The sequence below is a fragment of the Aquibacillus salsiterrae genome (assembly GCF_028416595.1).
In the GTDB taxonomy this organism is placed as follows: Bacteria; Bacillota; Bacilli; order Bacillales; family Amphibacillaceae; genus Aquibacillus_A; species Aquibacillus_A salsiterrae.
Genome location: NZ_JAMQKC010000003.1, coordinates 1 through 12,848, shown reverse-complemented (window position 1 = coordinate 12,848; position 12,848 = coordinate 1). Strand labels below are relative to the sequence as shown.

Below are 12,848 nucleotides of genomic sequence, written 5' to 3'. Positions count from 1 at the left end.
TTACCCCTTAGTTAATTCTAGTTTGCTCTGAAAGTGTGAATACAAGAGATTAATAAATTCACTATAAGTTAGCTTAAGATGTATATCGTTCTCGTTAATATTTTCTATTGGTTTATTAAAGAACACACCTGATCCCTCTTGGTAACCTTCTGGGTTAACGTGAATAACTTTTAAACCGTGGCTCCTTGCTTGTTCCCAAACTTTTCTCCTGTCGGCATGACTTCCTATAACAAGTAATGACTTAACCTCTGGGTGAAAATTAACTTTAGGAAAAAAGTTATCTACATCGTATTTTCTAATAATACTCTCAGTTAGTCCAGTTCTCGAAAATATTCTATCAAGATTATTAGATAAGATTTCACCTTTAAAAATACCTAGTTCAAATAATTCTTTCAGTTTTATATGATTATCCGACGGAGTTGATTGCACGAATTGCCTAACTAATTTAGACATGTCTTCGAATTTTTTTTGCTCATCCATTATTAATTCTTCAAAGAATGTATCTGTTTCACCAAAATAAAAATATCCTTCTTTGTTTTGAACTTTATATATCTCATGTAAATCATGTAATGGAGAAATTCCTATTTCTAAAGAGGGCCCACATCCCGTTTCAATTTGTGCAGGAAGTAATTGCATAAATTCCTCCATATTTTGTAATGTACGCGCTTTCTTTGATTCCCCTTTTGAACGGATTCCCTTGTTAAAGAGCTTCCATATTCTATCGTTATGTTCTAATATGTTAAACTCTGTTACTATTGGGCGAACTATTATTTCTATGTGTGAATAGTTTAACTCGAAATTGGCATAACGCTCCAAATCATTATTTTTATAGCGATGGATTTGGAATAATAAATCTCCTTTCTCGAAATAATCGCTAACTCTTTTCCAACCTGCTGAGTTTAATAGATTAGTCACTTTATATTCATATTCGTCTATTTCCTGTTCTGGCATAGATATACTTACATATATAAAGAAATCATCTATAACTAAATTACTTACATCTTTATTTTTATGTATAGTATATCTTTGCATGCTATGAAACACACGCCTCCGTTGGTCATCATCGTTATTTCGATTTGAATAAATCTTATTTTTCTCATCTTGTGTTCTAAACCATAAATTATCCAAAATATAACCTTGAGAGTTTTCATCTAAAAAATTTTCTCTAAAGATAGATTCGCTTTTATTACTCATGTTATTAATAATATTAAATGGCATTTTCATGTTTTTTTCTCCTCCATAAATGGTAAATGAAAGGGTTAAGAACAATGATGATATACTTAGATGACCCTTATTTTGTTTATAATTACACTTCCAGTACAGTTTCCAACTGCAAATATTCATGTAAGTTACCATAATTAAGTAACTTTGTATCAAATGGAATGTTCTTAACTACATTTTTAGTATCAAATATAATTTTATTTCTCATTAAATCAATCTCATTTATGTTTAAATCTTTAAATTCATCGTGATCAGTTAATATTAGAAGTAGATCAGAATCTTTCACCGCAACAGAAAATTCACTCTCTATCATATCCATTTGAACATGAGGGTCATATGCTGTAACACAATAATCACTACTATCCTTTAGTAATTCTAAAATCATAATAGCAGGGCTTTCTCTAATATCATCCACATTTCCCTTATAAGCCAATCCTAGTATTGTGATATTTCTGATATTATTGATTCTAGCCAAGTTATTAATGCTTTCTAAGACGAATTCTGGCATGGAATTGTTTATTTGTCTTGAAAGCTGTATCATTTTAGAGTATCTAGGACTAGATGTCGTTAAGAAATATGGGTCGACAGCAATGCAATGACCTCCTACCCCCGGTCCTGGTGTATGGTAGTTAACTCTTGGATGTTAATTAGCTAATTCAAAGGCATCCAACGCATTAATTCCTAATTCATTACCTAGTTTTACTATTTCGTTTGCTAAAGCGATGTTCACATCCCGAAACGTGTTTTCCATTAGTTTAGACAATTCTGCCGTTTTAGAATCTGTTAAAAGAAGTTCTCCTTTGACAAAACTTGAATATATTTCATTTCCCTTTTGTGTACATTCTTCAGTGACTCCACCAATTATCCTATTGTTGTTAATCATCTCTTTTAAAATGTTTCCAGGCAGTACCCGTTCTGGACAGTGAACTAAATAGATATCTTCTCCTACTATAAAACCTTCATTCTCTATTAATGGCTTTAATATATCTTCTGTAGTTCGAGGAGGAATAGTAGACTCGATTACTATAGTATTTCCTTTTTCCAGTAAGGGTAATACGCCATCCAAAGCTGACTCGACATAAGAAAGGTCACAAGATTTATCGTCAACATTTTTGAAGGGGGTTGGTACAGCAATTATAAAGGCATCTGATTTTGTAGGTTTTAAATCAAATCTTAATTTTCCGTTACTAAGGACTTTCTGAAATTCATCTTGTAATCCAGGCTCCTCAATGTGGATTAAGCCCTCTTGCAATGTTGAAACAACTGTCTCATTAACATCTACTCCAAGGACATCGTGTCCAAACTTCGAAAAGGTTATAGCTGTTGGTAACCCTATGTAACCTAGACCTATTACAGAAACTTTCATGTAATTATAGCTCCCATCTATAATATTTTATTCCTACTAGTTTAATTTATAATAACTTTCGGCAATATTAAAAACAAATTATCACAATGTTTTTAATTTGTCAATATTTTCCTAAAAAGAGCAGCTATGAAGAGTAAATTTATGATTTATTGCACATAATTGTTGAAAACAACTTATCCACATAAGTAAAAATTTTCCAGCGTGTTTTTTTATCTTTTTAGAATAAAGAAACAGAATTTAATGAATTTTATTTTTAAATTGTGGATAACTTGAATTTTATCCTTTCTTCACATCACATCCTTTGTTATAATTACAATATTAGGTGAACCTAACTTGTATTGGTTTTGCCACCATTGAGATATCCTCGTCTGTTAATCTGCGGGTCCGAATCGCTTCTAACAGGTTTGAGGATATTTCTTTTGCTGTTTTTTGGAAACTTTTAAGCATCCTACATCCCTTTTCGTAAAGAAGCATCAATATATCCGCAATTTGTGCCAACAGATAATGATTTTTCATGGCTACATAGTTTTTACTGCTGGCGTGCTCAATATGATATCGAATATTTTTTTGGCGATTAAATCCTTGATTTTCAATCTTCCAACGGCTTCGCCCTACTACAACAAGGTTCTTTGCGTATCTTTTTGTAATTTTGATGTCAGTTATAAATGTAAACTGCTTTTTATCCTCTTTGGTTTCACCTATTTTGCACTCAAGCACGTTCACTGTGCGTTGATTGTAGGAAATCTGATTGACCCAGAAAATATCAGATGATGCATTGCCCTGTTCCATTTCTTTTATTTTTTGGAACTCCTTGGAAATGCTCTTAATACGGCCTCCCTTAAACCGAAACATATACTTCCACTTGAATTCATTGCACTGGTTAAATACGCCTTCACATGCATATAGACTATCTCCAAGAACGCTAGGTAAGCGTTTGTATGAATCCTTTAGCTTTTCCGCTAATCGATAAAACGCCTTAAGCTCACAATCCTGTTTGGAGACATCTTCTGATTCATTTTCGATAAACTCTGACGCTATGCTAAGCACCATATCTCCAATGACCAATTTAGCTTCTAGGACATGATGCATGTAAACAGTCTTTTTCTCTCCTGTTTCTTTGTCGGTATACTCCCGTCTCAAGCAATGGTCGCAATGCTTATGATCAAAGCTAAAAAGCCCGGTACCATCAACGATTACACCCCAATATTTTCCATTAATTCTATACCGGTCAAAGCAACTCTTTTTCAGCAATTCTTTAATGATATACGTTCTGATATCCTCTAATTCTTTCGGATCAAGCTCAGATAGAAAGTCGTTGATTGTGTCATATTGGGGCAATTCTTCAAGCGTTTCTAAACCCAATATCTTTCCTACATTATCAATACATTCTTCTTTATTAAAATGATTGGTCATGCTACGCATGCTTTTCAAATTACACACGTTTTTCAATATAATCATGAACAAGAGGATGTCACAATCATAGGTTATATAGCCTTGATGTCTTGGATCTTTAACGTTTTTGAATCGCACATCGAGATCTTTCATAAAATGGTTCTTAATTTTCATCAACTCGAAAAAATAATTTGTATCTTTTTCATGCTCTCTTTTTTCTTTTCTGCTTACCACGTTCATCTCTCCCCAAAAATGTACTAATAGACAATAAATTTATATAAAATTATCCCATATTTAGCATATTTTTGGAGTGTATAATTAGAAATTATTACGAAAAATTTTTACTCTTCATGGCTGTAAAAAGAGCTTTTTGCGTTGTATCTATTTTTAGCGAAAAACGAAAAAAGAAAAATCCTCTACGAGGCTCTATATGTGTAAAAAAAGCATTTTTTAAGTGGCTATCGTAAATTTACCAAAAATGCCCTTATTCCCACTAAAAAATGGACAGACGTATCCTGTTGTCCACACAAAATCCATTTTGTGGATTTTCAAATTCAAAGAGCTATCCCCATGTGGATAGCTACATTAACTAAGCGCTAACGAGGCTTCTTATTTTTTTAGGCTGGTTTTCTTTAATCCTGCCCAGTGCCATTGCTAGCATGACACAGAGTGCCAGCCCGCAACGCAGCTTCATTTTGTCCATCCCGCGAATTGTATGAAGCTCAAATCCAAATGAAACATCCAATCGGCTGTTGACACGTTCAACGGCTGTACGCTTGTCATATTCTTTTTCCCATTTATAGCTCGACCGATCGATGGGTGTAAAAATGCGTCGGTCTTCTGACAATGGAATGCGTATCCCTTGCACAACTGGGCACTGAGTTTGACCTTCACATATAATGCCCATTTGCTTAGCAGGGCAAAGTTTCTTTAAGGTTTGGCGGTCTTTCTCGAATCCACCGTTGCACATTTCCCGTTGCTTTCCAGTTTCAGGGCACACACATGAAACGGTTCCTTTGTAATCATAAACGACATTCTCTCGTCCCACAATTAAACGTGTCTTATAAATGACCAAAATGAGGTATATATCACCTCATAAACCCCGGTATTATGGGATTTAACTTTAAATTTTGTAATTGTAGTGACCTAAGGAAAATTTGACATTTTCCACATGTTCCCCTACTGTTATTCTGAAATAAAGTTGAGATGAGGTTTTCCCATTAAGAGTCGGTTAAGATAGTTTTCAAAATAAACTAAAAAAGGTTGTAGTGACCAAATAAAAAATGAAAATGCTGCTATACGGGGGTTTCTAAGCCTTCAAGCCGAAACTTGGGCTAAGACATCGCAATTAGCTCAAAAAAAGAAAAAAGGAAACGATTAGTATCGTCTCCAATTTCCTTTTCATCTATTATTTTCAATTTTCCAATCGGTATTATTATCAATAAAGCAATCTACTTCATTAAATCGTTTAAGAAGTGTATCCCTATCAGGCGCTTCTATTATATATTCAACATAAGTATGAAAATAGGCTGAAGGATTGTAACTTTCCCCTTCCTTACCATGAATATATTGTTCAACTACGTACTCAAAGGGAATTTCCTTCACGCTTTTTTCCAATAGTCCGTTTTTTAATGGTTTATAGAAAGCTCCATATAGTGTTTTATTATTTATAGATGGATTAATATAATAATCTTTTTCAACATGGATCATTGTTGACTCCCTGTGAAGCGAGATTCCACACGCCCGCTCTACAATTTGCGGTACCAGAGCACCCGAAGTACGACAAGCTGCTTCACATAAAATCAATTCTCCTTTGTTATTTCTAAAAAACTCCAAATGAAATGTACAATTGGAAGGCGTAGGTAATGCGTTTAAAATGTTTTTTGTATATCTTAAAAATTCATCATAATCTTGAGATGTTTTATTAATTAGAATATCGCCCATGCCGTCTTTGTCACTTGCAGAAAAAGTGGTGTTAAAATACTCAAATGCAGTGAAAAATAATAATTCACCATCGCTAATTATCCCATCAGTATGGAAAACGTCACCCTCAATGTATGTTTCAATAATAAAGTTATTGGGTTTATTTTCCTTTAACCACTTTTTTAAATCCCCATACGAATTTATTTTATTTGTATTTAGAGCAGCCATCCCATCTATTGGCTTAATGAAAAGAGGGAACCCGTTTTCATCCGCAAATGTCATTAAATCAAATGTTGAATCAACTCTTTTAAACTTAGGTGTCTTATAACCGGATTTTTGCACATAATCTTTCATGAGTGCTTTATCTCTAAAGGCTTGTGCACTTTTTAACCCTTGTCCTTTGATTTTTAAGTTTTCTCGAATTATTGATGCTCGAATTATATCAGTCTCCTCATATGTAATTAATGTATTTATAGGATATTCCTTATTCAAATTTGCAATGTCATATTCAAGGGAATAGTCACTGAAGTATTTATCATAGACAAATTTCCCTCTGAATAGGGAATCCGGATATGTGTCTGCTACATTATTATTCGTAAACAAAAAAACAGGCTCTTTTACATTATTTAGCCACTCGGATAAATTTATTTTGTCATGTGGGTATCTGCAGATAATAGCTATACTCATTATGTTCCTCCTAAATATCTTAACGATTGATAGAGTTGGATATATTATTATGCATAATTACATTTATCAGAAACTTCATTTAACTTTTCGGTTCCTTAACGTACTTTAATCCGATAAAAGCACTTAAAAGACATAAGGTTATATTTATAATTAAAACAGTTACTATTGAAAAGTATCCTACAAAGTAACTGGCTATAGAAATAAGAAGAATGGACGAGGCGTTATTAATTGTATTCTTAAGTCCACTAATACGCCCAACATTATTAGTAGAACAATACATCATAAATACACTGTTAGCTGTTACCATAACAACTTGAACTCCTATTCCAACTAGAAAGCTGCAAATTAAAATTAAAACTATATTAGGAAATATTAAGTATACTAATTCAAAAGAGAAAATTGCCATTGTGTAGAAAAAAATTAACCGTGAAGTATTTATTTTTTTAGTTAGATATGGAAATGCTAATGCACCCACTAGATTTCCTATTCCTTGAAAAGTAATTGTCAGAGAAAAAGTCAAAACGCTCGCATGAAGAATATCTTTAATAAAAATATAGATCAATGATGAAAATACAGCCCCAGACCCTATAAATAAACTTTGAAATAGAATACCGCCTGAAAGATACCTATTTCCTTTTATTAATAAGAAGGCTTCTCTAATGCTATGTATAAATGGTTGTCGCTGTTTTTCTACTTTAGAGGTTCTATTCATCTTTAAGAATATAAGAATTGCCAGCAAAGCTACTCCTAATCCAAAAATTAATACACCCCTTATACCGCTAAATATGTAAAGGTTGCTTCCAATTATCGGTCCCAACATTAAAGCCAGTGAAAACACGGAACCCATCATAGCATTAGCATTGCTCAGATTAGATCCCTTACCGAAAATATCTAGGACAATTGAAGTCCTTGCCAAAGAATTTGTTCGACTTATCGCTGTAAAAAATACCATTGTAATTAGAATAGTTATGATTGTAACCTTAACTTCATTAATAATTAGAGATATAACCATTAAGGCAAGTAATAGAAAGTTAGTATTAATTAATACTTTACGTGTGTCATAGGAATCTACTATAGTTCCACCCACTATTCCAAACAAAAGAATAATTGATGTTTCAATTAATGTACCTAAAGATACAAGTTGCGGATTGTTTGTAACGTCATATATTATCACCGGAATAATAACTAAGAATGCCCTTTCAAAAAAAGAAGTAAATATTGTAGATAGCCAAATCTTAAAGAAATCGGGAAAAGTCTTTAGGAGCAAAAATTGTTCCTTCATTATTTATTTACCTCTACAATTTCTATTTCTTTTGTTAAATAGTTATTTACATATTCGATATTATTCCATAACTCCTTCCTTGTAGTCCCCGTAACTATTAAGGAAGCAATCGTATCTGAACTATGACCAATACTAGACAAGATATCCCCTTTCTTTACTCTAGGCTGATATTCCGTAACCCACTTAAAAGGGATTTCATCTGGAATTTTTCTTACCTCCCCCATACGTTTAGGTAGCAAGATAACGGCCGTTAAAATCTTGGGTTCATTTCTAATTGAGATAGAGCTTTTTTTCCAGATCCCGGCCTGTAGTTTAACTGTATTTTCTTCTAAATGGATTCCGTAAGACTGATAAATACTTTCTACAATACGAGCACCACCTGCTCTGGAAGCCGTCTCACAAAAGACCAGCTCGTTATCTTTACTATGAAAAATCTCTGTATGGAATGAAAAGGCGTTATTTGGCTTTGGCAAAGCTGATAATACTTTTTTATTAAAATTAAGAAGTCTTTTATGAATACTTTCCTTTGGTTCGACAATTTCAATTACACTAATGTTATCCCCACTCATATAATTAATTGTACTTTGATTGTACCTAGAGACACTCTCAAAAAATATACTCCCGTCAATCACTAAACCATCAACTGAATACATATTTTCAATCTCTATGAATTGTTCAATAAGTTCAACTTTATTAAGGTCTATACCTTCCAGTTCCTCATCTGAATTAACTTTTTGCACTCCTATAGAACCCATTCCATTATTCGGTTTAACAACAACTGGATAACTATATTGTTTTGCAAACTTCTTTGCCTGATCAATAGTCTGTATCTTTTCATAGGCGGGCACAGGGATATTGGAAGATTTAATTACTTCTTTCATCCAAAACTTATTACGAAAACTGGTAGCGCTAAATAACTTCTGCCCGTCAGTAATTCCAAAGTATTCCCTAAACATAGCTGCACGTTCTATATCTACTTCGTCTATAGCAATAATTAGATTTACTGAATCGGTTTTATGTATTTTTTTTAATGAAATCATCATTTCACTATCATTGTAGTAGTTATTAAGTGCAACAATATTTGTATAGCCTTCTTTTTGAAACTCACTTTTTTTATTTTCCGGAAGTAATATATAGAAAGTCTCTTCACATTCTTCCAACCATTCTTTAAAGTTTACTATATTAATAGGTAGTCTATTTAAAATTGCAATTGCCATTTTTTACCCCCATCTATTTGCTTTTAGTTAAACAACCCAATTCTATATCTATAAGACCAAGTATATTTTCTCTAATAGACGGTCTACTTAAATTAATAGAATATTATATCTCGAAGGACAAGTCAACCTAGAGTGACTTGTCGCAGCTCTGAAGAGTAAATTTATTTTTAAAGTTGTTTAATATCGAAAAAGCACTTATCCACATATGTTAAATTTTACCATTAAACTTTTCTTTTATTTTTGTGTATACGTGCCGAAATTCTATTTTTTGTTATAAAAATTGTGGATAACTCATTTGTTTCTTTTTATTTATCACCACCTCTGTTAAAATGAATTTATTAGGTAAACCTTACTTGAATGGGTTTTACCATTTTTGCTATATCCTCGCCTGTTAAAATTCGTGTGCGAAACGCTTCTAACAGGTCCGAGGATATTTCTTTTGCAGTTTTTTTCAACTTCTTAAATATCTTCGCCCCGTTTTCATATAGTTGCATAAGAATATCGGTAATCTGGGTCAAGAGATAGTGATTCTTCATTGCTTGATGATCAAGGCTTCCAGCATGTTCGATGTGATAACGAATGTTTTTCTGGCGATTGAACCCTTGATTCTCTATCTTCCAACGACTTCGTCCTACGCCAACCATATTTTTGGCATTTCGTTTTGTTAGCTTGATGTTGGTGATGAATAAAAAGGATTTATCCTTTCCTCCTTCATTCTCAAGCGTTCCTTCCAAGACATTCAGGGATCGTTCCTGATAGGAGATGTCATTTACCCAAAAAAGGTGACCATTTGTATCGCTTTTCATTGATTTAATGGTCTGAAATTCATTGGCGACACTCCTAATCCGACCTTCTTTAAATCGCATCATGAATACCCAATTATAGGAATTGCAACGTTTAAACACACTTTCGCAGGCATAAAGACTGTCTCCAAGAATGCAGATTGGCAGTCTTTTATAGGTATCTTTGAGTTTTTTCGCCAATCGGTGAAAAGCGTTCAACTCACAATCCTGTTTAGGTACATCCTCAGATTCATTTTCGATAAACTCTGAGCCGATACTCAACACCATATCTCCCACAACGAGTTTCGCTTCCAGCACATGATGCATGTACACCGTTCGTTTCTCATCAGTTTCTTCGTTTTGATATTCCCGTTTCAAACAGTGATCGCAATGTTTTTCCGAGAAACTAAATAGTCCAGTCCCATCAATGATGACTCCCCAATATTTCCCGATAATCCGGTAACGTTCCAAGCATCGTTTGTTTAACAGTTCCTGAATCATGTATGTTCTAATAGCTTCTAATTCACCTGGCTCTAATCTCTCTAGGAAATTGTTGATGGTATCGTAATGTGGAAGTTCTTCTAATTCCTTCAAGCCAATAATCCTTTGAATATTTTTAATACATTCCTCTTTATTAAAATTGCTTGTCATCCCGCGCATACTCTTTAAATCACACGCATTCTTAAGAATCATCATCAAAAGAATAACATCGCATTGATAATAGATATAACTTTGGTGTCTCGGATCCTTCACTTGATTTAGCTTCACAAATAATTCATTGAAATAGTGTTTTTTGATTTTTGCAAACTCGAAAAAATAATTTACCTCTGTTTCCTGGTCTCTTTTTTCCTTTCGCGTTGCCAATTTTCATTCCCCCTAAAATACGCCATTTACAAGCATTTATCGCACTTAATTTTACCATTTTTAGCATATTTAGGGTTGGGATTTTATCAAATTATCTCGAAAAATTTTTACTCTTCAGAGCTGGACTTGTCGCCAGCTATGAAGAGTAAATTTATGATTTATTACGCATAACTCCAGAAAACAACTTATCCACATAAGTAAAAATTTTCCAGTTAGTTTTTTATTTTTTTAGATTAAAGAAACAGAATTTAAGAAATTTAATTTTAAAATTGTGGATAACTCAAATTTTACCCTTTCTTGTCATCACATCCTTTGGTATAATTACAATATTAGGTAAATCTTACTTGTATAGGTTTAACCAATGTTGTAATATCCTCGTCTGTTATTCTGCGGGTCCTAATCGCTTCCAACAGGTTTGAGGATATTTCTTTTGCTGTTTTTTGAAAACTTTTAAGCATCCTACATCCCTTTTCATAGAGAAGCATCAATATATCCGCAATTTGTGCTAATAAATAATGATTTTTCATGGCTACATAGTTGTGACTACTGGCATGTTCGATATGGTATCGAATATTTTTTTGGCGATTAAATCCTTGATTTTCAATCTTCCAACGGCTTCGCCCTACTCCCACAAGGTTCTTTGCATTTCTTTTTGTAATATTAAAATCAGTGATAAACGTAAACTTCATGACTCCTTTTTCGGTTTCTTCCATTGTACACTCAAGCACGTTCACTTTACGTTGATTGTAGGAAATCTCATTGACCCAGAAAATATCAGAGGATGTATCGTCCTGTTCCAATTCTTTGATTTTTTGAAACTCCTTGGAAATGCTCTTAATACGGCCTTCCTTGAACCGAAACATATACTTCCACTTGAATTCATTGCACTGGTTAAATACGCCTTCACATGCATATAGACTATCTCCAAGAACGCTAGGTAAGCGTTTGTATGAATCCTTTAGCTTTTCCGCTAATCGATAAAACGCCTTAAGCTCACAATCCTGTTTGGAGACATCTTCTGATTCATTTTCGATAAACTCTGATGCTATGCTAAGCACCATATCTCCAATGACCAATTTAGCTTCTAGGACATGATGCATGTAAACAGTCTTTTTCTCTCCTGTTTCTTTGTCGGTATACTCCCGTCTCAAGCAATGGTCGCAATGCTTATGATCAAAGCTAAAAAGCCCGGTACCATCAACGATTACACCCCAATATTTTCCATTAATTCTATACCGGTCAAAGCAACTCTTTTTCAGCAATTCTTTAATGATATACGTTCTGATATCCTCTAATTCTTTCGGATCAAGCTCAGATAGAAAGTCGTTGATTGTGTCATAATGGGGCAATTCTTCAAGCGTTTCTAAACCCAATATCTTTCCTACATTATCAATACATTCTTCTTTATTAAAATGATTGGTCATGCTACGCATACTTTTCAAATTACACACGTTTTTCAATATAATCATGAACAAGAGGATGTCACAATCATAGGTTATATAGCTTTGATGTCTTGGATCTTTAACGTTTTTGAATCGCACATCGAGATCTTTCATAAAATGGTTCTTAATTTTCATCAACTCGAAAAAATAATTTGTATCTTTTTCATGCTCTCTTTTTTCTTTTCTGCTTACCACGTTCATCTCTCCCCAAAAATGTACTAATAGACAATAAATTTATATAAAATTATCCCATATTTAGCATATTTTTGGAGTGTATAATTAGAAATTATTACGAAAAATTTTTACTCTTCATGGCTGGACTTTTCCCTTAAAAGGAAATAATTTTATTTCCATATTAAACTCCTATCTATATATCAAAATTTATAGCCATATTTACCTTACCAACACACACAAAAGTTTTATCCTTTTCTCTCCCCCAATATTTATTAGAAAAATACTAAAAACACACGGCTTCTTTTGCATATATTATATTGTTTAACAAATAGCCACTAGTTAGCTTACTTTGTTATTTAAAAGGAGATACCTGGTATGTCAACACTAAACTGGACAAATTTATAAAGGAACATAAACTTGTTTATAGCGTTAAAAGTCTAGTGTTCTATTGGAAGTTAGAACGTACCATTTTGTCACTTGACTTTGAGCCTCTACGGG

8 protein-coding genes and 1 pseudogene are annotated in these 12,848 nt (G+C 33.2%); all 9 read right to left on the bottom strand.

The annotated features are described in order from the left end of the window. Complete coding sequence (locus tag NC799_RS04725) at positions 1-1,224, bottom strand: hypothetical protein (RefSeq protein WP_272445220.1); 1,224 nt, start codon at positions 1,222-1,224, stop codon at positions 1-3. An 82-nt stretch (positions 1,225-1,306) separates the two neighbouring features. After that, a pseudogene (locus NC799_RS04720) lies at positions 1,307-2,587 on the bottom strand (nucleotide sugar dehydrogenase). A gap of 318 nt (positions 2,588-2,905) precedes the next feature. Beyond that, the gene (locus NC799_RS04715; protein ID WP_272445219.1) at positions 2,906-4,219 is read right to left on the bottom strand and encodes a transposase family protein; all 1,314 of its coding nucleotides are present in this window, start codon (positions 4,217-4,219) and stop codon (positions 2,906-2,908) included. Positions 4,220-4,568: 349 nt separating this feature from the next. After that, the gene (locus tag NC799_RS04710; protein WP_272445218.1) at positions 4,569-5,054 is read right to left on the bottom strand and encodes a transposase; all 486 of its coding nucleotides are present in this window, start codon (positions 5,052-5,054) and stop codon (positions 4,569-4,571) included. A 326-nt stretch (positions 5,055-5,380) separates the two neighbouring features. Beyond that, a complete protein-coding gene (locus tag NC799_RS04705) occupies positions 5,381-6,589 on the bottom strand; it encodes an ATP-grasp domain-containing protein (RefSeq protein ID WP_272445217.1) in 1,209 nt (402 codons plus the stop codon). A 79-nt stretch (positions 6,590-6,668) separates the two neighbouring features. Next, a complete protein-coding gene (locus NC799_RS04700) occupies positions 6,669-7,871 on the bottom strand; it encodes an MFS transporter (protein WP_272445216.1) in 1,203 nt (400 codons plus the stop codon). Further along, positions 7,871-9,088: an ATP-grasp domain-containing protein gene (locus tag NC799_RS04695; RefSeq protein ID WP_272445215.1), complete on the bottom strand. Its 1,218-nt coding sequence runs from the start codon at positions 9,086-9,088 to the stop codon at positions 7,871-7,873. Before NC799_RS04695 ends, NC799_RS04700 begins: the two co-directional genes overlap by 1 nt. A gap of 338 nt (positions 9,089-9,426) precedes the next feature. Beyond that, positions 9,427-10,734 (bottom strand): transposase family protein, encoded by a 1,308-nt coding sequence (locus NC799_RS04690; RefSeq protein WP_272445214.1) that lies wholly within the window; start codon positions 10,732-10,734, stop codon positions 9,427-9,429. 329 nt (positions 10,735-11,063) lie between these two features. Beyond that, entirely contained in the window at positions 11,064-12,377 is a 1,314-nt protein-coding gene (locus NC799_RS04685; protein WP_272445213.1) for a transposase family protein, read from the bottom strand. Positions 12,378-12,848: the final 471 nt, after the last annotated feature.